General features: G+C 48.5%; 21 protein-coding genes and 1 pseudogene. 3 read left to right on the forward strand and 19 right to left on the reverse strand.

Annotation, left to right across the window (positions count from 1 at the left end; genetic code table 11):
• Nucleotides 1–45: 45 nt before the first annotated feature.
• The 6 genes from hutH to AC1HCU_RS05565 all read right to left on the reverse strand — a co-directional run bounded on the left by hutH (nucleotide 46) and on the right by AC1HCU_RS05565 (nucleotide 7,194).
• Nucleotides 46–1,554, reverse strand: coding sequence for a histidine ammonia-lyase (gene hutH, locus AC1HCU_RS05540; RefSeq protein ID WP_480370032.1), 1,509 nt, complete (start codon nucleotides 1,552–1,554; stop codon nucleotides 46–48).
• 80 nt (nucleotides 1,555–1,634) lie between these two features.
• Entirely contained in the window at nucleotides 1,635–2,261 is a 627-nt protein-coding gene (locus AC1HCU_RS05545) for a cyclodeaminase/cyclohydrolase family protein (protein WP_480370035.1), read from the reverse strand.
• 112 nt (nucleotides 2,262–2,373) lie between these two features.
• Nucleotides 2,374–3,612 carry an imidazolonepropionase gene (gene hutI, locus AC1HCU_RS05550; protein ID WP_480370038.1) on the reverse strand — a complete coding sequence of 413 codons (1,239 nt, stop codon included), beginning with the start codon at nucleotides 3,610–3,612 and terminating at the stop codon, nucleotides 2,374–2,376.
• Complete coding sequence (pnuC, locus tag AC1HCU_RS05555; RefSeq protein ID WP_480370041.1) at nucleotides 3,609–4,190, reverse strand: nicotinamide riboside transporter PnuC; 582 nt, start codon at nucleotides 4,188–4,190, stop codon at nucleotides 3,609–3,611. Before pnuC ends, hutI begins: the two co-directional genes overlap by 4 nt.
• Nucleotides 4,191–4,227: 37 nt before the next feature.
• Nucleotides 4,228–5,124, reverse strand: coding sequence for a glutamate formimidoyltransferase (gene ftcD / locus AC1HCU_RS05560; protein WP_480370043.1), 897 nt, complete (start codon nucleotides 5,122–5,124; stop codon nucleotides 4,228–4,230).
• 84 nt (nucleotides 5,125–5,208) lie between these two features.
• On the reverse strand, nucleotides 5,209–7,194 hold the full coding sequence (locus tag AC1HCU_RS05565) for a urocanate hydratase (RefSeq protein WP_480370046.1): 1,986 nt from the start codon (nucleotides 7,192–7,194) through the stop codon (nucleotides 5,209–5,211).
• 272 nt (nucleotides 7,195–7,466) lie between these two features.
• Between AC1HCU_RS05565 and AC1HCU_RS05570 the strand changes: the two genes are divergently transcribed.
• Both AC1HCU_RS05570 and AC1HCU_RS05575 read left to right on the forward strand, forming a co-directional pair.
• Nucleotides 7,467–7,715 (forward strand): hypothetical protein, encoded by a 249-nt coding sequence (locus AC1HCU_RS05570; RefSeq protein ID WP_480370048.1) that lies wholly within the window; start codon nucleotides 7,467–7,469, stop codon nucleotides 7,713–7,715.
• Nucleotides 7,690–8,106, forward strand: a complete 417-nt coding sequence (locus AC1HCU_RS05575) for a putative toxin-antitoxin system toxin component, PIN family (RefSeq protein WP_480370051.1) — start codon at nucleotides 7,690–7,692, stop codon at nucleotides 8,104–8,106. The genes AC1HCU_RS05570 and AC1HCU_RS05575 overlap by 26 nt, the downstream gene beginning before the upstream one ends.
• A 32-nt stretch (nucleotides 8,107–8,138) precedes the next feature.
• Here AC1HCU_RS05575 and AC1HCU_RS05580 read toward each other — a convergent pair whose 3' ends face one another.
• The 4 genes from AC1HCU_RS05580 to AC1HCU_RS05595 all read right to left on the reverse strand — a co-directional run bounded on the left by AC1HCU_RS05580 (nucleotide 8,139) and on the right by AC1HCU_RS05595 (nucleotide 13,273).
• Nucleotides 8,139–9,764: a DUF438 domain-containing protein gene (locus AC1HCU_RS05580; RefSeq protein WP_480370054.1), complete on the reverse strand. Its 1,626-nt coding sequence runs from the start codon at nucleotides 9,762–9,764 to the stop codon at nucleotides 8,139–8,141.
• Nucleotides 9,765–9,915: 151 nt separating this feature from the next.
• Nucleotides 9,916–10,248 (reverse strand): STAS domain-containing protein, encoded by a 333-nt coding sequence (locus AC1HCU_RS05585; RefSeq protein WP_480370057.1) that lies wholly within the window; start codon nucleotides 10,246–10,248, stop codon nucleotides 9,916–9,918.
• Between the two features lie 8 nt (nucleotides 10,249–10,256).
• Entirely contained in the window at nucleotides 10,257–12,197 is a 1,941-nt protein-coding gene (locus AC1HCU_RS05590; protein ID WP_480370059.1) for a SpoIIE family protein phosphatase, read from the reverse strand.
• A gap of 71 nt (nucleotides 12,198–12,268) precedes the next feature.
• Nucleotides 12,269–13,273 (reverse strand): ABC transporter substrate-binding protein, encoded by a 1,005-nt coding sequence (locus AC1HCU_RS05595; protein ID WP_480370062.1) that lies wholly within the window; start codon nucleotides 13,271–13,273, stop codon nucleotides 12,269–12,271.
• A gap of 166 nt (nucleotides 13,274–13,439) precedes the next feature.
• On the opposite strand from AC1HCU_RS05595, the gene AC1HCU_RS05600 reads away from it, so the two are divergent.
• Nucleotides 13,440–14,456: an LLM class flavin-dependent oxidoreductase gene (locus AC1HCU_RS05600; RefSeq protein ID WP_480370064.1), complete on the forward strand. Its 1,017-nt coding sequence runs from the start codon at nucleotides 13,440–13,442 to the stop codon at nucleotides 14,454–14,456.
• Nucleotides 14,457–14,487: 31 nt separating this feature from the next.
• Here the strand turns inward: AC1HCU_RS05600 and AC1HCU_RS05605 are convergent, their stop codons facing one another.
• The 9 genes and pseudogenes from AC1HCU_RS05605 to AC1HCU_RS05645 form a co-directional block, all read right to left on the reverse strand.
• Nucleotides 14,488–15,285 (reverse strand): ThuA domain-containing protein, encoded by a 798-nt coding sequence (locus tag AC1HCU_RS05605; protein WP_480370067.1) that lies wholly within the window; start codon nucleotides 15,283–15,285, stop codon nucleotides 14,488–14,490.
• 50 nt (nucleotides 15,286–15,335) lie between these two features.
• A complete protein-coding gene (locus AC1HCU_RS05610; RefSeq protein WP_480370070.1) occupies nucleotides 15,336–16,685 on the reverse strand; it encodes a Gfo/Idh/MocA family protein in 1,350 nt (449 codons plus the stop codon).
• A gap of 108 nt (nucleotides 16,686–16,793) precedes the next feature.
• Nucleotides 16,794–17,732: a helix-turn-helix transcriptional regulator gene (locus AC1HCU_RS05615; RefSeq protein ID WP_480370073.1), complete on the reverse strand. Its 939-nt coding sequence runs from the start codon at nucleotides 17,730–17,732 to the stop codon at nucleotides 16,794–16,796.
• 7 nt (nucleotides 17,733–17,739) lie between these two features.
• Complete coding sequence (locus tag AC1HCU_RS05620) at nucleotides 17,740–18,051, reverse strand: hypothetical protein (RefSeq protein WP_480370075.1); 312 nt, start codon at nucleotides 18,049–18,051, stop codon at nucleotides 17,740–17,742.
• Nucleotides 18,052–18,471: 420 nt separating this feature from the next.
• Entirely contained in the window at nucleotides 18,472–19,467 is a 996-nt protein-coding gene (locus tag AC1HCU_RS05625) for a type II toxin-antitoxin system antitoxin SocA domain-containing protein (protein WP_480370078.1), read from the reverse strand.
• A gap of 26 nt (nucleotides 19,468–19,493) precedes the next feature.
• Entirely contained in the window at nucleotides 19,494–19,838 is a 345-nt protein-coding gene (locus AC1HCU_RS05630; protein WP_480370081.1) for a toxin, read from the reverse strand.
• A 162-nt stretch (nucleotides 19,839–20,000) separates the two neighbouring features.
• Nucleotides 20,001–20,573 carry a protein adenylyltransferase Fic gene (gene fic, locus AC1HCU_RS05635; RefSeq protein ID WP_480370084.1) on the reverse strand — a complete coding sequence of 191 codons (573 nt, stop codon included), beginning with the start codon at nucleotides 20,571–20,573 and terminating at the stop codon, nucleotides 20,001–20,003.
• An 87-nt stretch (nucleotides 20,574–20,660) separates the two neighbouring features.
• Nucleotides 20,661–21,596 carry a PGN_0703 family putative restriction endonuclease gene (locus AC1HCU_RS05640; RefSeq protein ID WP_480370086.1) on the reverse strand — a complete coding sequence of 312 codons (936 nt, stop codon included), beginning with the start codon at nucleotides 21,594–21,596 and terminating at the stop codon, nucleotides 20,661–20,663.
• A 104-nt stretch (nucleotides 21,597–21,700) separates the two neighbouring features.
• Nucleotides 21,701–22,189, reverse strand: a pseudogene (locus tag AC1HCU_RS05645) (3'-5' exonuclease); the annotation flags it as partial.
• Nucleotides 22,190–22,239 lie beyond the last annotated feature (50 nt).

The raw sequence follows: 22,239 nt of genomic DNA on the forward strand, positions 1-22,239 counted from the left end.
CAAAGATAAGCAATCTGCACCATTTATTCGGAAAATAATTCTATTTTATCCAAGTAAGCTTGCGTCTGCCTGCAATCTGTTCAGGAAAACCACCGTCTTGCGAATTTCCTTGTACATGACGATGTCCTCGTCAACAAAAGGCACTTCTTTGCGATATTCCCTGACCACCTTCTCAATCAGTGGCGATGAGCGCAAGGGGCGTCGAAACTCGAGTGCCTGCACTCCGTTCATCAGTTCGATGGAGAGGATGGTATCGAGGTTGTCCATCACTTTCATCAACTTGATAACAGAAGTGGCGCCCATGCTCACATGATCCTCCTGTCCGTTGGAGGAGACGATGGAGTCGCTGCTGGCAGCATAACAGTACATCTTGTTCTGGCTCACCACCGACGCCGCCACATACTGGGGAATCATGAAGCCCGAGTTGAGACCGGGGTTGGCTACCAGAAACTCCGGCAGGCCACGTTTACCAAGGATCAGTTGTGCCGTGCGTCTTTCGGAGATATTGCCCAGCTCCGCCAGGGCGATGGCCAGAAAGTCGAAGGCGATGGCCAGGGGCTGTCCGTGGAAGTTTCCTCCTGAAATGATCATGTCATCGTCGGGGAAGATGGTGGGGTTGTCGGTCACCGAGTTGATCTCGGTCACCACCACCTGCCGTACATAGTCGATGGCATCTTTGGTGGCACCATGTACCTGCGGCACACAACGGAAAGAATAGGGATCCTGCAGATGCTCCTTCTCACGGGATATCAGCTCGCTACCCTCCAGAATCCTGCGAATATTCCGGCTTGTTTCCAATTGTCCCGGGTGAGGACGGATCTGATGCAACCGCTCGTCGAACGGCTCCAGGTGTCCATCATAGGCATCAAGAGAGAGGGCCGCGATCAGATCGGCCCGCTTTGAAAGGCGTTGTCCTTTCATGATGGCGTAGACACCATGGGCCGACATGAACTGGGTACCGTTGAGCAGGGCAAGCCCCTCCTTGCTTTTCAGCTTGATGGGTTTCCATCCAAACTCATCCAGTACGTCACCGATATCCCGTTTACGGCCTTTGTAAAACACATCCCCCACCCCGATCAATGGCAGGAAGAGATTGGCCAACGGTGCCAGGTCGCCCGAGGCTCCCAGCGACCCCTTATCGTAAACGATGGGCAGGATGTCGTTATTGAAAAGATCGAGCATCCGCTGTACGGTGGCCACCTGCACGCCACTGTAGCCCAGCGAGAGGGCGTGTGCCTTGAGCAGGAACATCAGCTTCACAATGAGTGGTGCCACTTCCTCTCCCACACTACAAGCGTGTGACTTCACCAGGTTCTCCTGCAGTGTGCTCAGATCCTCATTGGAGACCGGTCGTTCGCAGAGCGACCCAAAGCCGGTGGTGATGCCGTAGATTGGTTTCTGCTGTGTCTCCATCTTCCGGTCCAGGTAGTCGCGGCATTTCTGTATCCGCTCCCTGGCCTCGGGTGCCAGCTCCAGTCTGATGTTCCCGTTGATAATCCACTCCAGGTCATCGATGGTCAGGTCACGCTGACCGATGTAGTATATGTTTTTCATTCAATTAAAATTATTTATCTAATCATGTTCTTGTGTGAACATGATTATTACGTCCTTTTCATGCATGGTAGCTGTTTCGTTCAAAGAATTGTCTTCACCCATTGGATCGATTGGCTCTCCTTTTCCAGCGTGTTTTTTTCCATCGTGTTGCATTTGGCAGTCATTTCAGCAACAAACGCCTTGTCATGGATGCCTCCCAGGTTTGTGCGAACATTCAGCAATGCCCCCATGATGGCGGTGCGGCAGGTCATCAGGCCGACCAGCCCGTCGGTCACCGCGTTCCGGTTTCCGGTCTCCAGTACTTCAATCATGGGTTCGAGCAGATTGTATGTCCGTTCTGCCACCTCCATCGGTACCAGGGAGGCTATTTTTGTGGCTTCTTCAATCTTCTCGTTGCGCAAGGCCATCTCCGCGTCCGTTTCTTTCGGCATCCTATATGCATTCATCACCAGTCGGTATGCATCCGCATCACGGTCGATGTCGTTCACCAGATGTGCCCTGTTGGCAGACATCTCAGCGGCGATCTGTTTCATTCGCTCTTCTACGGCAGCATATTTTTTCTTACCGATGGTCAGGTTGGCTACCATCTCTGCCAGTGCCGTAGCAATGGCAGCATTGAGTGCGGCACTGCTTCCACCACCGGGCACTGCTTCGTTCGCAGCGGTCTTCTCAAGAAATTGTTTGAGTGTCAGGTCTTGTAGTTTCATTGTTTTAATTTTATATAGGTGTCAGCTGTCAGGAGTCAGGAGTCAGCGATCAGCTTTTTAGGAGCAATTATTATACATTCAGCGGTCATTGGCATATTGGCATATTGGCACATTAACCAATGATTTTCCCCTTTTTAATCACACGTTCCACAATATTCATTCCCACATGGTAGGGCAGGAACTTGTAGGAGGGAAACTGCAGCAGGATGAGGTCGCCCTGTTTCCCGATGTCGATGCTCCCGATTCGGTCGGCACGACCCAGTGCAGCAGCACTGTTCAGGGTGAAAGCGGTTACCGCTTCCTCCGGCGTCATTTTCATATAGATGCAGGCCAGGGCAAAGAGCATCGGTACCGATGAGGAGAAGGCGCTACCCGGATTCAGGTCGGTGGCCAGCGCCACAATACATCCCGCGTCAATCATCTTCCGGGCGCGGGCATACTCTTCCCGCAAGGAGAAAGCCGTCAGCGGCAGCAGCGTCGCCACCGTTCCTGCTGCTGCCAGGGCATGGATACCTTCGTCGGAAGCCTGCAGGAGGTGGTCGGCCGAGAGACAACCTAATTTGGCTGCCAGCTCAGCACCACCCTGTGGCACAATTTCATCGGCATGTATTTTGAGCTGAAATCCCTGCTCACGGGCTGCAGTCAGATATCTGCGAGACTGTTCAATCGTGAATACATTCTTTTCACAGAAGATATCCACCGCTTCGGCCAGCTTCTGCTGAGCGACCAGCGGAAACATCTCCTCAATCTGGAAATCGATAAACGCCTCTTCCCTGCCCTTCCACTCTTCCGGGAGGGCATGTGCCCCCATGTAGGTGGGGACGATGTCCACCGGGTGGCTCTCATTCAGTCGCCGCATGACAAGCAGCTGCTTGAGCTCGGTCTCCTTGTCCAGTCCGTATCCGCTTTTTCCCTCCACGGTGGTGATCCCCAGCCGGAGCATCGCATCGAGGCGTTGTCTGCCAGATGATATCAATTCCTCTTCTGTCGCATTCCGGGTGGCCCGGGTGGTATTGACAATGCCTCCACCCCGTTGCATGATCTCCATATAGCTGTCGCCCCGCATCCGCCAGGAGAACTCTTCCTCGCGGTATCCACCAAAAACAAAGTGGGTATGGGGATCTACAAAGCCCGGCAAAAGAGCCTTACCGGTAGCATCAATGATGCTGTAATTCTGTTTATTGACCGGTACCGGTTCATCCTGTTTCAGAATGTGAGAGATGAAACCGTCTGTCACGATCACTGTCCCATTTTCTATGACCTGCAGATCAGACATCTCCTTTCCCCGCTTTCCGGCGAAGCCGCTGCAGGTCACCACCTGTGTCGCATTATGTATGATCAGGTTGTTCATAAATTATTCACTTTGGCTTTCCATTCCTTCCAGCCCAGGATTGCCAGCATTAGAAAAACAGAATACTGAATGCTTGTAAAATAAAGTTCCTGAGAGGCATAGATGGGTATGGAAATGATGTTGCCGATGATCCAGAACTGCCAGTTTTCCAGTTTCTTAATCGCCATCAGGAAGGTGGCTACAAGGAAGAAGGAAGTGTTGAATGCATCGATCCAGGGCAGCCAGGATTGCAGATAAGCATTGTCATTGCTGTTCACACGGCGCAACAGGAAAAACACAGAGAGGTAGATCAATGCCACCGCGACCCAGGAAAGGGTGTTTTGCAAGGGACTGTTCCGGCTGATCTGCAGCGTGCCGTTGTCGTCACCGGTCCTTGACCACATGTACCATCCAAAGATGTTCGATATCAGGTAGACCGCGTTGATGCCGGCATTGGCATACAGTCGTGCCGCAAAGCAGATGTAGATGTAGATGACTACATTGGCGATGCCAAACGGAAAGACCAGAATGTTCTCCTTGCGGGCGTACCATACGCTAAGGATACCGAGTAGTGCGGCAATCGCTTCAATCCAGTTCAAAATTTCCCGACTTTTCTGTTTATATTTCTGCTGTCGCTCACTCCATCAGTTTGGTTTCAAGCACCTGGCTGATCGAAAAATTCTCCAATCCGAGGTAGTAGGCTGCCGAATCGGCCAGTGCCGCCATCGGCACCAGGCCGATCACCTCTCCTCCCACCACAGGCACGCCGTATCGTCGTGCTTCCATGCGCACCATCTCATGCGCCTGGTAGATGGCTGTGCGTGTATAGTCGGTCAGGTTCATCGACACCTGGGTGATACCGCGCTCACGCAAGGTCACCCCCATCGCTTTGCAGTAACGCAATCCCCCACCAATATGCCGTACTTTTCTGGCAATGGCATCTGCGATCTCCCGATTATCCGTGCCCAGATTCACGTTGTAGGCGATCAGCGGCATGCGTGCACCTACTGCCACCGCACCGGCAGTGGGATGTGGTGCGGATGGCCCGTAGTCGGCCTGCCACTCCCGTAGCCTCATCTTTTCCGTCAACCCCTCAAACTCACCTTTTCGTACCGAGGTCAGGTTCTCACGGTATGGTGCCGTAGCCGATTTCTCATAGAGAAACACCGGAAGCTGATACTTTTCTGCTGCGGCTTCTGCCACCACTTTCGAGCAGGTGATCGCCTCCTCCATCGTTACATTTTTAATCGGGATAAAGGGTACCACATCCACTGCGCCCATGCGTGGGTGCTGGCCTCTGTGCCGTGTGAGGTCGATCAGTTCAACCGCCCTCCCTATGGCATCGATCACCGCTTCTTTCAGCGGTTCCGGTTCTCCCACCACAGTGATTACCGAGCGGTTGTGGTCGGCATCGCTACTGTAATCCAGCAGTTTTACTCCCTCTTGCCCCCGAAAAGCATCCGCTATTTTCTCTACTTTTGTTTTGTCGCGTCCCTCACTGAAGTTGGGGACACATTCCATGATTTTGTTCATAAACGATTCAATTCTATCACTTCAAATGTAGTGATATTTCACCAATTATTCTTCCATTCGCAAATGAAAGATGCAATTTACGTTTTATGGATGAAGATACTTTCTGATGATTGCCTCCTCCACCGGATAAGGTTCGGTGACATGATAACTCTCTTCATGCGACCTGTTGAATTCCCTTACCGTGGCAATTGCATTCGGGTTGCGTGCCCAGGCGCGCCGTGCCACGCCGCCAATCACATCCCACGTCATGGCGGAACGGAGGATCTCATCCACCCGCTGGCTGCCGTCGCACACCATGCCAAAGCCGCCGTTGATGGCTTTGCCGATACCCACACCCCCGCCATTGTGAAGGGCCACCAGGCTCATGCCGCGTGCTGCGTTGCCGGCAAAGCACTGTACCGCCATGTCGGCCATCACGTTGCTACCATCCTTTATATTGGCTGTTTCCCGAAAGGGGGAGTCGGTACCGCTCACGTCGTGGTGATCGCGCCCCAGCATCACCGGGCCAATTTCGCCGCTGCGTACCATCTCGTTGAAGCGCAGTGCAATCCTGAGCCGCCCCTCCGCATCCTGATAGAGTATGCGTGCCTGGGTCCCCACCACCAGATTGTGTTTTTCCGCATCGCGAATCCAGATCCAGTTGTCACGATCCTGTCCCCGCCGGTCGGGGTTGATGCACGCCATTGCTGCCCTGTCGGTTTTCATCAGATCCTCCCGCTTCCCGCTCAGGCAAACCCAGCGAAAGGGGCCATAGCCGTAGTCGAACAGCTCCGGGCCCATGATATCTTCAACGTAGGAGGGCCAGATAAAACCCTCCTTCTCGTCGGTTCCGTTTCTCGATATTTCCTTCACACCGGCATCGTAAACTGCTTTCATAAAGGAGTTTCCATAATCGAAAAAGTAGGTTCCCCGTTCGATCAGTTGCTTAATTACCCTGTAATGACGTCGCAGCGATTCATCCACCTTCATCCGGAAGGTATCCCGATCTTCGTGCAGCAGGCGTGTGCGTTCTTCAAAAGAGATGCTGGCGGGACAATATCCCCCAGTATAAGGTTCATGACAGGAAGTCTGATCGCTCAGCAACTCAATGTGTATCTCTTTCTCTGCAGCATACTCCAGCAGCTCCACGATATTTCCATGGTAAGCCACCGACAGCGGTTCTCTGCCTTGCATAGCTTCCTTCGCCCAGCTGAATGCCTGTTGTTTGTCCGCTGTGACACGCTGTACCCACCCCTGCTGTCGCCGCGTTTCTATGCGGGAAGCGTCCACCTCGGCAATCACCGATACCGCGCCGGCAATATCAGCCGCCTTGGGTTGCGCGCCGCTCATGCCACCCAGACCCGACGAGACGAAGAGATGCCCCCGGAGATCGCCGTCATGGGGAGTACCCAGCTTCAGTCGCCCCGCATTCAGCAACGTATTAAAAGTACCGTGCACGATACCCTGGGGACCGATGTACATCCACCCGCCTGCGGTCATTTGTCCGTAGTTGGCCACACCCATCTGTGCAGCGATCTCCCAGTCGGTCTGGTTGTCGAACATGCCCACCATCATCGAGTTGGTGATGATCACCCGCGGTGCATCGGGTCGGGATTTAAACAATCCCAGCGGGTGGCCGCTTTCTACCACCAGCGTCTGCTCCCGGGTCATCACCTCCAGGTATTTTTTGATTAGCCGGTACTGCATCCAGTTCTGACACACCTGTCCCGTTTCGCCGTAGGTGACCAGTTCATAAGGATAGAGAGCGATGTCGAAGGAGAGGTTGTTGTCGATCATCACCTGAAAAGCTTTTCCTTCCACACATCTCCCCTCGTACGCCTCAATGGGCTTTGCCCGCAGGTCGCCTTCGGGGCGATAGCGGTATCCGTAGATCCGGCCACACGTTTTCAATTCATGCAGAAACTCGGGAGCCAATTGGTTGTGCAACGCTGTGGGAATATACCGCAATGCATTTTTTAAAGCGGTCATTGTCTGTGCTTCCGTGAGCCGGTAGCCGCGATCCGGAGCACGGCGGATGCCCTCCTGAAAGGATGGAAAGGAGGGTAACTGATTCTCTAAGGTTATCTGCATACAGCAATTATTTTAAACCAGCCTTATTGACGGCAGATTTACCTGCTCTGTCTGGCCGGTTTATAAATAGTAAAAGGAATCCACTATCCCAAGGACAGGATGAACAAAATTAGCAAATTTTCCTGAAAAACCATTTTTTCAGAGATTTCCTTTTGGAATTATATATCGATAATGATAATATAAACTCAAATAAAAAAAATTGTTGTAATATATACTTTATAAAATATATTTGTGTATTTTTGTCTCAACACATCTCAATTAACTATTTAAAAATGAGTAACGAACGAATTGTTTTAGAAGTGGACGGCAATACGGCTAAGGCTTGGCGAAACTCTCCCCCCGACTTTAAATTGCAAGTTGAGAAGGAAATTAATTTTCAACTGAAAAGAAGATTGAAGGAGGTACAACTGGCAGAATTTAAAAAAACAGTTGATCAGGTTCGAGACGAAGCCTCTAAAAATGGACTTACAGAAGAGATACTTAATCAAATTCTCAATGAAGAGGAAGAGGATTATCTTTGACACAAATGCTCTTATAAGTGCATTTCTTTTAAAAAAAAGTGTCAGTAGTTTGGCTTTTGACTCAGCGTTAATGAAAGGAGAAATCATTACGTCTGAAGTCATTCATAAAGAGTTTGTAACTGTTTTCTTTCGTAACAAATTTGACAATTACGTTACATTTGCTAATCGTTTAGAATTGGTAGAATTACTCGAATCACAGCTCCTTTTTTGGCCTGAAAATCTTATTAAACCTTTACAAATCTGTCGTGATCCCCACGATGATATGTATTTAGAACTTGCTGTCGCATCTCATGCTTTTTGTATTGTAACAGGTGATCGTGATCTATTGTCTATAGATCCGTTTTATGAAACACGGATTGTAACAGCTTCTGATTTTCTTTCTTTATTTTGACTCTATTAATTGTGCACAAAATAGCCTTTATTTTACAGTAATAGTTCGTTTATTTTATCCATTAGCTCCTGCAGGGGTATGCCCGATTGTTCACTCATCATTTTCAGCGATGCGATGGGAAGAATTACTTTGGCCATCGGACTGTTTAGTATGGAGAATTTGGGATCGTAAGCGATCAGATTTTCCTTCAAACCCGGAAATTGCTGTAGCAGTGATTTCAGTTTGGTATCACCGGAAAGGATCAGTTTCTCCGGGTTACCGTTCGTTGTGGGACTACCGTTTGTTGTGACGCTTCCATTACTACCGGATGTGTATGCTTCGGTTTCTGTACCATGGCGGGCACCATTGCCAGAAGCCGAATCTGTACCCCAGGATAGCAGGCGCTGTTCCCCTTCAAGCTGGCGGATATGGGTACAGTCCTGCATCATCTCCATCACTCCCCGGAAGTTGCCATGATCGTCTCTCACCGCTATATACACGATGTAGATAAAGAAACCCGGCTTGTTGATCCAGAACTCGGCTTCGCTCTGTTCGCCACTGCGGAACTTCTCGATGATCTCTTCCACAAGATGGATGCTTTTGGGAGGATGGCAGTTGCGCACCTCACGACCGATCACGCCCTTGCTCCTGGGGAAAACACGATGTTTGGTATCGGTATAAAACTTTACCAGCTCATTTTCATCCACGAAAGAGATATCTACCGGCATATGCTGATAGAGCAGATTGATCTGCTCCAGCGTCAGTTTACCATGGGCCACATCCAGCTCCTGATCCTGTTTGTCGCTCTTTGTTCCGTGCCCGTATTTGGCAAGCAGCGCAGCAAGGTCCTGCATAAAGCCGTTCTGATCCGGTGTCTTTTCCGATGTCTGCCGTAAGTGATTATGTGGTCCGCCAATCTGCCTCCCGGCTCCCCCGGAAGCTGGCCGTTCAATCCCAAAGAAACCGATCTCCCGGTCACCCGACTTCAATTGCTCCATCTTGTCGGCGGATATCAGTTTCAGGGACGTAGGATAGAGAATCATTTCCTCCTTTTCCATCAGGTCGCGCAGGTCGGCAGCCATCTCCCGGTAGATATCAAGAAATGTTGCCATATCGACCGGTTCGCTCTGCAATAGTTCCCACGCCTTGTTCATCTCGTCGCGAATGTAATCGTCATACACCCACATGGTGGTGGTGGGACGGTCGAACCCCTCCCGTTCCAGTGCCGAGTAGAGCTGATTCTGTTTGCGACTGAAGTGTACTTTGTAGGGCAATATTTGCTCCATCAGTTCCAGCCACTGATTCAGGATAAAAGGTTTTTGTGCAAGCGCATCACCCTGTTTCAGCAACTCCTTCATCCGACTGTTCTCCCTTCGGTAAGCGTCAATTGTATGACCGTATGGCAGTGCTTCTTCCTCTGTCTCCATCAGTCCTTCAAAGACCTCCAACATGCCCCTGACATCCTCATTGCGGCATTCATCCGGATCTTCATCCTTCAGCAACTGCTCGGCTGCAGCAAACTCCGCTGCCGAAATCGTGCCGATCTCATTTTTCATCCGTGCCCTTGCCTCTTCAAGCGGTAAATGGCCGTTGTCGTACTGTTGCTTGATCTCCAGCATCCGTCTCAGCTTTTCCTGATCGAGGCTGGCAAATATATGATTGGTTTTCTGTTCTTCCATTTCTGTCGGAAATTAACTTATCCGACACAAAATTAAGGAGTACACAGCAAGGCTACAATACCATAAAGTAGCCATTTTTGGGTTTGCAATATCCCTACTGATACGCAGAAAGCAACAATTACTCGGGCTTCCATCACAATCAGTTATTCATTCATACTGCATGCTTTGCTGTCTCGTAGTCCGGAAAGATGGCAAAGATGGAGCTGAAGCCCGAGATATCGAAAATCTCTTTTATTTGTGGTTGCATGGAAAAAATCTTGAGTACACCCCCCTGTACCTTCACTTTCTTTTGCAGGGTCAGGAATATGCGTAACCCGGAGCTGCTGATATAATCCAGTCCGCTGCAATCCAGGAAAATGGTCGCCCCTTTCTCATTGTACAAATGTGCGATGCTACCCTCAAACTCATTGTAGTTGGTCGTGTCGATTCTACCGTCTATCTTGACTAAAAAGCCTTCATCTGTTTTGTCGATGGTGATATTCATACGATTATTTATTTTGTTTTGTTTTCATTTTTAGTCCAATACGTGATGCACATCATGGTGATGTCGTCCGACTGCATATGGCCATTCACAAATTCTTTCACCGACTGCTTCACCTTGTCCGTCAACTCCTTCGATGACTTGTCGCTGTTTTCCGAAAGAGCCTTGAGCAGTGCAACCTCTCCAAAAAGGTTTTTGTCCACATCTTCGGCTTCGGTGACCCCGTCGGTATAGAGAAATATCTGATCCGACTTTTCCAGCATCACCATTTCATTGCGATAATCAAACACCTCGAAGACCCCCACAGGGATTGCCTTGGTATTACTGAACATCTGCGGTTCCTGCCCTTCGCGCAGCAACACCGGAGGATTATGACCCGCATTGCAGTATTGCAGCTCGCCGGTCCGCAGGTTCAGGATACCCACGAAGAGGGTGACGAACATGTTGGACTCGTTGTTGATGGTGAGCGTTTTGTTTACCGACTGCACAATCTGTGCAGCGCTTCTGTTCTTTTCAGACATCGACCGGATCAGGGTGATCGTCACCGCCATAAACAGCGATGCGGGAACCCCCTTGCCCGACACGTCGCCAATGGCAAAGCAGAAATGATCGTCATCAATCGGAAAGAAATCGTAAAGATCGCCTCCCACCTCCATGGCCGACTCCAACGAGGCATAGAGCCCAATCTCCGGCAGGTTGGGAAATGGCGGAAAGATATGCGGTATCATATCAGTCTGAATACCCCGGGCGATGCGTAACTCACTCTCAATCTTTTCCTTTGCCGTAGTAGTCTGCTTCAGGTCTGCAATATATTTGGTCAGTTCCTCCTGCATAAACCGGAACGAGTCGTGCAACTCCATCATCTCATAATTGTCTCCTACCGCGGGCAGTTCGGTGCCGAAGTCACCGCCTGCAATGTTTCGTGCCGTATGGGCGAACTTGGTGAGTGGTCCAATTTGTCTGTTGATGATGCGCACGGTTGCGATGATCAGCACGGTCAGCGCCACCACCGAAAGCAGGAATATCATGATGTTGAGATTCCTGAGTCCGGCAAACATCTCCCGGTGGGGATACACCACCCCGAGCGACCATTTCGAGGAGGGTATTTTGGTGTGATAGACCCACACGTTTCCCATCCCTTTCAGGTTGACATTTGAGAAATTGCTTTTCCCGTTGATCATGTCACGGCCTATCTCTCTGATTCTTGGCTCATTGATCTCCTTTGCATAGGTGAATATGGTCTGGTTCATGATCTGCGACGCGTTGGGATGGGTCACATACACCCCGTTTCCAGAAATGAGAAAGGCATATCCCGTGTCAAATATTTTTACCGAGTTCACAATCTCGGTGAGCCACTCGAGCGAAATATCAATCGTGATGATCCCGACGAACACCCGGATGTCGTGGATGTTCCTGTAGAAGGGTACCGAGTAGGTGGTCATCAGCACGCCCCCGCCCCCTTCGTCGTAATAAGGTTCCGACCAGTAGGGCTTCTTCAGCAAGGCGGGAATCTGATACCAGTCCATGATGAAATAATTATACGCGGGCGACCAGAGGTCACGACTCAGAATCTCCTTCCCGCTGCGGTAAGCGTAGGGTGCAAAGGCATATTGCTCTTCCGAGAACATGTGCGGTTCAAAGGCGATGGCACCGGCAAATACCGCCTCGTTGTTGCGCACCAACTGCTTTAAAAAAGCATAGATTGAATCCCGGGAGAGCGTGTGGGTCTCCATGATCCAGGCCAGGTTGTTGGGGATCATCTCTGCCGGGTTGATGATCTCTTCTATCTTATAGACAGCGCTTTCGGCCAGGTGAATGGCACTTTCGCGACTCTCCCTTTCAATGGTTTCGCGGGCAAAGAGGTAGTAGATGGTGAAGATTGATCCTCCCAGTATAAAGCAAAAAAGTAGAACACGGACAATTATTTTAAACGAAAGTCTGTTCCGATTCATCCCTGTTATTGATAATTTGATTTTTCCATCTCCCGTTCCGTCTGTTTTCAATACCGGGCAAGCGTTGTAATTTATTTTACGTCTCCAACCGGTGGCCGGTAAAACTGTTCAAATCCGAAAGTCTGATGCCCTTCTGTTCCCTTTGCCATTTTAAAAACCTCCATCGCCCTGTCGAAATCCGTTTTCAACAATTGTCCCCTTGTCACTCTCTTCTTTCCGGGGTGCATCATCTCCAGCATTTTATCCAGCATCCAGCGCTGGTGCACCCTGTTGTTTGGCAGGTGTGCCCTGTTCATTTCTCCAATCACCAGATCCAGGGCGTACTCCCGGTGCTGGCTGGCATACTCCCATCCTTTCAATGTAGCCTGCAGAAAACCCGCATACGCATCGCCCTTACTATTGAGGGAATCCGCCAGGCAATAAATCCCATCTTCCGGAATATCGAGGTCATAGTCGGAAAAGAAGAAAGTATTCAGCTCATCCTCATCAATGCCGCAATTATTAATCTGATCATATTCATTGTAATACATCACCAACAGGGCATCCACCCCATCCACAAGGAAGAGGTTTACTGTCTGCAATATCCTGATGAGATCCATCCGGATGCCGCGCTCCTGCATGAAGGCAAGGGGTACGTCTTCGAATCCACTGCTCCAGATACCCAACTTTTTGTTGTGTAGTTTTTGGGGTGTATCGATGCCGCTCTTCTTCTTCGTGACCATCATCAGTGCCGAGTGCTGGGAGAGCTGACCGATGTTCACCAAAGAAACACCGTTTGCCCGCTGAGCAATGGCGTCGAGCATAAACGAAGAAACCACATCTGCTTTCCCATTTTTTAATAAATCCAAGGAGGCGATGTTGGCGGTCGCGTGAACAATCTCCACATCAAGTCCTTCATCCGCATAAAATCCCTGATCCATGGCCACATAGTATCCGGCAAACTGAGCCTGCGGAATCCAATGAGGAGTAAAAACCAACTTCTCATTTTGTGCCCGACAATCATTCCAACCCAGTAATAAAAGTGTGATCCCCAGCAATGGAGCGAAGCACCGATTGTGATATTTAACGCGTTTCAATTCAAGATTATATTTGATGACTCACAAAACATGTTTCAATCCTGCAAGTTTACATAAAATTTTCGAATTACGGGTTGCTTTTGTTATTTTTTTCAAATGATGACATCTGTAAGACAGTATGAACAAATTGGTCATTCAGTGGTTAACCGTATTAAATAAAAGAGACATGTCACAACATTTGAAGCTTTCCATCCTTGATCTGGCCTATTACACCGAAAATGATCCCACTCCCGGCCATGTGTTACAGCACTCCACCGAGGTTGCCCGCCTGGCCGACAGGCTGGGTTATCACCGTTACTGGTTTGCCGAGCACCACAACAGTGCCGCCTTGATGAGTATGTTCCCCGAGATCATGATCGCCCATGTGGCTGCCAATACGGAACGCATCCGTGTGGGCAGCGGCGGTGTCATGCTTCCCAACCACAGTGCACTGAGTGTGGCAGAACGATTCTCGATGCTCGAAGCGTTGCATCCGGGACGTATTGACCTGGGCATAGGCCGCGCACCCGGCACCGACGGAAGGACAGCCCTTGCACTGCGCCGCTCGTGGGAGATCACGAAGGAAGATACTTTTCCCGGGCAACTCGACGACCTGCTGGGTTACTTCGCGCACGACCTGCCCGGGGATCATCCTTTCGCCCATGTGATTGCCAATCCCGACCCGGCACTTACGCCCTATATATACATGTTGGGATCAAGCGGCGGGGGTGTACAGTTTGCGTTGGACAAAGGGCTCGGCTTTGTCTTTGCCGGACAGATCAATGCGGAGATGGCTGTTCCTGTGTTACGGTATTATCGGGATAATTTCAAGCCCTCCGTCTATTACGATGCGCCCCGGAGCATCCTCTCCATCAGTGTCTTCACAGCCGAGAGCGAGGAGGAGGCGCACTACCTTGCCGCCCCCACCCTGTTGATGTGGACACTGCTTGCCACCGGGAAACGGTTTAAAACATTTCCCACCAGCAAGGAGGCCAATGACTATCCATACACCTTGCAGGAGGAAGCCATCCGGGAACGTCAACTGTCGAAATTTGTGATCGGCACTCCCGGCAGCGTGGCCGAACAACTGCACGACTGGGCACAAAAAACCGGCGTAGATGAAATCATGCTGGTAGACGGTTATGCGGAAACGGAAGCCCGCCTGAAGGGTTATACCCTCCTCGCAAAAGAGTTCGGATTATAATACAGCAAAGACAACCGTTTCAGCACACATTTTAGCGGGGGTACACTGGCCGCAACCATTTTTCGGGTGCCTCGTGGAGACTGACAGCCGCCCAGCGGATGCCGCGCTGCATGATCTCCAGCACTTCGGTTCCTTCGAAATCTTTGGCCACATGTCCCAGCGACAAGTAAAAGACCCGTCCTTTGCCGTACATCTTCTTCCATACCACCGGCATCACGGCCCCTTCAATCCAGGGCGCATGCTCGCCGCCGAAGGTTGTCGTGGCCAGCACCTTCACATTGGGGTCCACATGCATATAATACTGCTCGGAGTTCATGTGGAAATCCTTCAGTCCCTTTGTGATCTTGTCCTCGTGATCAGTAATATTTACATCGTAGTGAATGACCCCACCGGGGTGTGCCACCCACTGTCCGCCCACCATAAACTGAAACTCCACGTTGTTCCGGAAGGCATCGCCAATGCCGCCATGCCATCCGGCCAAACCTACGCCCCGCTTCACAGCCGTAAGCAGACCTTTTTCCTGTTCCTTGGTGATGGTGCCCATGGTCCATATCTGCACCACCAGGTCGAGGCTGTTCATCAGCGTGCTGTCGGTATAGACATCCAGGTTGTCGCTTGTTACCACTTCGGCCCCTTCCGATCGCATCCAGGGCACAAACAGATCGCGTGTCAGCACAGGATCGTGTCCCTCCCATCCCCCATACACAAACAGCACTTTTTTGCCTTTCAGGGAGAGATCGCTTTGTTGGGCCATCAGGGAGGAGGAGATTGTCGTTGTCATCATCAGCAGGGAAAAATAAAAGATAATTTTTTTGTCGATATGCATCATGTCAAGTTTTTTATAGTCGGTATTTCATCAATTCACACGCGAACGCAGGTTCACGATCCCCAATAGGGCAGTTTATAAGGTTCCCTGTAAGCATAGTTGTACAGCCTGTGAGCCTGTGCCTCCTTGTCGTCGCCCAAGCTCAGTGTTGCCGGATCCCATTTCACCGGCCTGTTCAGTTCGGTGGCAATGTTGATCAGGCAGCAGAGGATGTTGGTGCTGCAGCCGGCTTCCACCGGTGCAATGGGGTTCAGGCGCGTGCGCATGGCATCCAGGAAATTCTGCATATGGGGCGCGCTCACCTCAAAAGAGCCTGCCGCCACCTCCTGCTCCGTTTTTTTCAGCAGCGAGGGATCGGAACACTCAATGTAACCCCGGGCCACCTTGACCCATCCGTTGGTGCCGATAAACTGTATGCCCTTGTCGTCCGGCTTGTCGTCGCGGAAAGGTTGTTCCGTCATCACAATGCCGTTCGCGTATTTTACTGTGGTGTATTCTGTTCCGTTGTATCCAGCAGGGATGTATTCTACAGGACCTGTGCCATCAAGCCCCAGCGCCCATTGTGCGATATCGAAATGATGTGCTCCCCAGTCGCCCGTATACCCGTTGCCTGTCTCCCGGTAATAGCGCCAGGTGGCCCATTCCCCTTTTTCCCTGTAATCGGGTGGCGCGATGGGAGGACACATGGTCGGATTATAATGTACCTTCGGGTCGTTCAGTGGCCCCAGCCAGAGTCTGAAGTTCAGGTTTGAGGGAACCGGCATCTCGGGCAGATTGAAAGGCTTCGGCGGTTCCCCGATGCGTACATATACTTTTTCGATGTGGCCTATTTTCCCTTCCCGCACCAGTGCGACAGCCTTCTGAAATTCAGGGCTGGAACGCTGCTGGCTTCCCACTTGAAATACCCGTTTATGCTTTCTCGCCGCTTCCACCATGGCCAGGCTCTCCGCTATTGTGTACGACAAAGGTTTTTGGCAATAAACATCTTTACCCGACTGGCAGGCGTGTATGGCTGTGAGGGCATGCCAATGATCCGGCGTGGCGATGGAGACTGCGTCAATATCCTTTCTTTCCAGCAGATCCTCGTAAAATTCATAGGTTTCGCATTTCAGGGGAAGACTGTTTTTTTCCTGCCACGCTTTCACCGCGTTACTGAAACGATCGTTTTTCATGGAATCCACATCGCTACCTGCTACCACCTGCACGCCCGGGCAATTTGCGAATGCATGAAAATCGCTGATCCCCTGTCGTCCAAGACCAATAAATCCCAGATAAATTCTGTCACTCGGTGCAATTTTAACCCCGTTTATGGTCCAGGATGGTAAAATGGTCAGTCCCGTCAATCCCAGTGCCGAGAGGCCCAGGAACTCTCTCCGTGTTACTTTCTTAGATTTGTGTTTCATTTGTATATGCTTTTTTTGTATCTCATCATGGATTAATCACTCCTATTTTTCGGCAAAGGTTGATGATGTACCTCGGGGCAAATATACAAAAATTTGTGAAAGCAGGTATTATTCACTCTTTATTTCAGGCAGCGCCTCTTTCATCTTATCAAGTTGTCGGGAGATGTAGTCCAGAAACTCCGGTGTCTCGATGATCTCGATCTCGCCAGGCAGTCCCAGTACGAAGCGTCCCACCCCTTCGTATGAGCAGACCTCGGTTTTAAGCAGCCAATGGTTGTCCGGCAGCTTTTGCAACTGCGGGGCAGCCAGCGGAAACTCTTCCATCAGAAGGCTGGTAGCACGGAGTCCCATCTTCATTACAATGGGCAACTTCCGGTTGCTGTGTATCCGGAAGATATCGATATAGCCCGCCACATGCTCTGCCGCATGTTGCCACGGCTCTGGCAGTACCTCCACCGCCCCGATGCGGGAGACACGGAAGAGCTTCACCTCCATCTCCTCCAGGCAGTAGCACCACACCTGTTCGTAGTTGGTGGTGAATGCGAAAGCCTCCACCCTACGGTCGCGGATATCGTTGCTGTGCGACGAGGCATATTTTTTCAGGATCACCGACTGCCGGTTCTCCATGGCATGTACCAGTTGATGCACGTTGCGGCTGTGCTTGCCGTGGACGATGGTCTCCGCCAGAATCTTGTAGTCGTAGACTGTATAAAGCTTCTTCTTCAGGTTCTGCTTCAGGATGTTGTTCTCGTCGATGCTCTCGATAGCAGACTTCAGGATGTAAGCCTCCTCTTCGGTGAAGTGAATCAGTTCACTGATCTCCTTAAAGTAAGGCGACGATTTATCGAGGCGAATGCATCCGTCCCTCCGTTTAATCACAAAGCCCGCAGAGCGAAAGGTGTCAATGTATCGGTACACTGAGCGGGGAGTGATCGAGAGTCTGTCTGCAATCTCCTCCACGGCCAGGTAGTTGTTGGCCGTGAGCAGTTTCATCAGTCGGAGCAGTCGCTCCAGTTTGGGTTGATCCATGGTTTTAATTTTTGCCATTGTTCATTCAAAAGGAAAGCACGTTGAAACCGATCGACTCGCGCAACCGGCATGCCCTTGCGTAAAACTTTTCGTCTCCCCCGAAGACGAAGAGCCGCATTACTTCGCCGTTGCATTTCCTGCACCTTCCCCGTATCCTGACATCGTTCATCGCAGACAGACATACTTCCGTCACCTCTACACCTTCGTTGGCGATCTCTCTGCAATGAGCGCAAAAAACAAGGTTGTCAATCACAAAATTGTAAAAATGTTTTTCCACCTCATCGAGTAACACCGCCAGTTGAAACGAATTGATTTTTATTTCTGGTAAATGTCTCATAAAACATTATTTATACACTCCGGTTAAAGATTGTACAAAGAAAAGTGTTTTTTTTGACATCTTTTGTCAATTGCATTTTTTTACGCCCACCTTTGCAAAAAAAACGACTTTATTTTCCGTGTTTTTTTAATCAATTTCAAATGTTATTCGGTCACTGTCCTTATGGGTTCAACGGCTTGAGCGGGTGGTACACCTTCGATGCAGCAGTTCGTCTATCAACATTCAATTCGCTGACCAAGAAATCAATCTTGGTGTTGTCGCATAACCGATTTCGTTTCAACATCCTGATCGGGTGGCAATGGCGGTACAAAAATACTTTTTGCATTATCATAGTGCATTATTTCGTAAATTTTGCACTATTGGAGAGCAAACGATACCGTGGAGCCTGCTGATCTCCCTTGCAGTAGGGTGAAAACCCGCTTAGAACAAATTCAGTTCATAGGCATACGTGTAGTCGATCGGTTGTGATTTATTGGTCTTGTTTTCACTCCAGGCTTTTTCACGATGACTTAACTCGATTACTTCTTGTGTGGATAAATATTTCAATTCCTCCTTCACATGATGGAGTATATCCAACTCATCCTGTGCGAATAACGATTTATCTAAATTTCTCAGCGGAGTGTACTTCTCCCCCGTTCCTCCATCAGGAAATGTTTGATAATTCACGTCCAGCGCCTCTTCGTTTACAAGCATCTCGAATAATGTATTGAAATTGTCCGGTACGGGCCCCATATCAATGGGACAGTATTTCGCACCACTGATTGATCGATGGTGGTACTTGAAATAACCGAAATCGGCATAGAAAAGCATTTTATTTAACTTCGTTTTCCAAACACCACCATCAGCAATAAAATAAAGAATCATTTCGGTGAATTTCTGAAAATCGGGTAAATTATATCCCGAGAAACGATTCCGTTTTCTATTTCCGAAGAAACGACTGAGTATGATTTTCTTCAGATGATCTTCCCCTTTGATCAGTTTCTCTGCGCTTGTTCTTGCTGTGACGAATTGTTTGTCATTCTTTAACTCCGAAAGTTCCAGCATCTCCAGAAATCTATTCGGATCAGCCGCCATCTGAATCAATGTTGCATTGGCTGCCGTCGGCATCTCACCCGCTTCATACTGACGGTAAGTATTGTCACCCAACCCCAATGCCTGTGACATTCGGATGGCAGGGAGTTTGTATTGCTCCCGAATTGCTTTTATATCTTCCGGAAAAGGAATGTTGTGTTTTTCCCTGTACTGATTGATTACTTGATTGTAATTCAATTCGGCAAATATTTCATCTTCAAATGATTCGTTGGAATCGACACAATACCACGAATGAAAGAGTATATTGAACTCTTCTTTCCGGTAGGTCATTTTGCGCCATTCCTTTTTCACAATCATCTCTTTTCCTGTAATCGGACTAATCATACTTTCTTAGAATTTCTTTCGCAACATTACTTAAACGGGTAGTCAATGGGGAATTCAGCTTTGTGAAATGATATACAAATGACGCTGCGTTCTGTGATAGAAATTTTGATATATACTTCAATACCTTTCAACGTTTTCCCAAAAGCATACATTTCATATCGTTCCAGATATATCCCCTCTTCAATTCGGTAGAAATCCTCCGGTTTCAATGCCATAATTATCTCTGTTCTCTTGTTCGGAGGAATTTCCAGATCCAGCAGAGCCTGGGCATTTTTCTCACGATCATTCAGGTAGTACAGGCTTAAAACTCCGCTATCGTACTTTACCCTGATCTCTTCCAGGAATTTCTCGACATCATGTCTCGATTTCATAGTGATAACGCAAAATTAGAAATAAAGTTCAAATAAAACAATTATTTCGTTGAAATATATTCTCTATATGCCAATAAATAAAACTTTATAGTTGTTTTATATAACATTCACTCTATCCGAGGATCTCTGGCAAACACTTAAACCTGATTCGTTCTTCTCATTTTAATCTTCTTCATAGTAAAAGGAGTAATCAATCCCTTTCATATAGATTTCAAGACTGTGGATATCATCCGTGAGCGCATTATAGAGGAGGGTTTTAACAGCGGTATTGTTAACCGGACTTTGAGCCATTGCATGCAGATACTCATTTTTACCAATCTTGCTCCAATCCACACATTTTTTCATTCGATTCTTCAGGATCAGGTCCAACCGGATACGCATCGTTCGCCCATTGCCATCCATAAATGGATGCGCGATATTCATCTCAACATATTTATCGACAATCTCCTCGAAACTGCTTTCCGGCATCTGTTCAATTTGTTTGAGGGTGTTATCTAAAAATTGAGCGACCGCAAACTGAAATCCCTCTTTCGAAATATTTTTCTGTCTTATCTGGCCTGCAAAGTCATACAACCCACCAAACAGATAAGCATGAATCTGCAGCAATCCTTTGATAGTACCCACTTCAATTCGATCGATTAAAGAACTGTCAAACAGCGCGTATACCTTTAGTTTGCTTTTGCCGTCAATAGACTCATCGCTAAAGGTAAACTCTTCGATAAATACGTTACTCATATCTCTTGAAAGATCGTAATTTATTCATGTTTAACAAATCTACAACCATCTTTTGACAATTAATGTCAATCATATTTCCCCGGTTAATTATATTTTCGCAAAATTCAAATACCGATCCCAAAACCAGTCGATCCATGTCAGGTATTTGTCCACACTATGTACCCGGATAGCGGTAGTAAAATCTTCAAGACTCAAGGCAAAAACTCTTTTCCTGGCTTCTTCATTGAGTTGTGATTGAAGCGATTTAATCTCATTTTTGGTAGTGGAATGATCTTCGGGAGCCATCACGACCGAATAGACTCTCTTCAAACCGTGAACCTTACCATATTTTTCCGCGAGTATAAAGTTTCTTATGATTTGATTGACTTTTAATTTGCTATCCTTTGTATCGCTGATGGCTTCCGGTGTAAACATATCCAGTTCTCGCATGGTATCGAATTGATATTGTTGATTCGATGCCGTATTCGTCCCCAAGCTATCGGTATATTTTGTTTCAATTGCAATCAGGTAATTGTTGCCCACCCTGTCCTGAAACCGGATGAACGCATCCATGGCAGATTTGTCACAGGTGTAGCTCACTGAGGGCGTGGGAATAAACTTCAGCCCGATTTCCTGTACCCTGTAGATGGATGGGATATTTGGGAAAGCATCCCTGATTATCGAATCTACCAATGTCGGATTTTCTGCTTTCAGCATCATCAACGGGTGAAACAGATTGAACGCCATCGGCATGCTCGAGAGAAGGTTGTTAAATAGCCTGTATGCATCAATGGTTTCATCTTTTAGTCTGGTTTGCATCCTCCATTTCGCATATGCGAAAGTTTCGGAGAAATAGAAATTTTTGCCGTTTACCTCTCCATCGGCAATCATATTGCCGTGATAAGTTGGCTCTCCAGTTTTTGCATTATTCGAGTTCCTGGTTGGACCGATGCCCATCTCTAATTCATTTTCCTCCCTCCAAACCGATTGTAGCTTGCGTGCCCTGGAAGTAAATGACGCTTTGTGTTCCTGTTTGTTCTCCATAAGTTGTATTCTATTTTTCTGAATTCTTTAATCTGAACCGCTAATGTGGGTAATACCATTGAGTTTACAGCGATAGCGTCTTTGTTCAAATCTTGCATTTTTCGCAAGATATTTATCGCAATTTGTGCACAAGCCTCTGCATCGGCCAAGGCATTGTGATGGTCAAATAGCTCGAATCCAACATGCGATGAAACCGTATGTAATTGGTGATTTATTAAATTGGGGAAAATTCTTTTAGAGGAACGATAAGTACAATAAAACTGGTAACCGGGATAGGGTATGTGGTATAATTCATGCACTGCTTTCAAGCAACCCTCATCGAAGGAGCTGTTGTGGGCAACAAATGGTAAACCGGAAAATTTTTCTTCTATATTCTTCCAAACTTCGGGAAATGGCCGTGCGTCAATCGTATCGTAGTAGTTAATACCATGGATTTCCGTTGCCCAATGACAATAGAAATACGGATTAGGTTTTATAAGGCTATAAAAACGGTCTCTAATTGTTCCGTCCTCAACCATCACAACTCCGACACTGCAAATACTGGATCGGTACTGGTTGGCTGTTTCGAAATCTATGGCTATGAATGATTCCATAAAATATCTTTGTTATTATCACTTCATGATGTTCGAGCGGCTTCGGGTTT

The sequence above is a fragment of the Proteiniphilum sp. LBM24028 genome, from assembly GCF_056629195.1.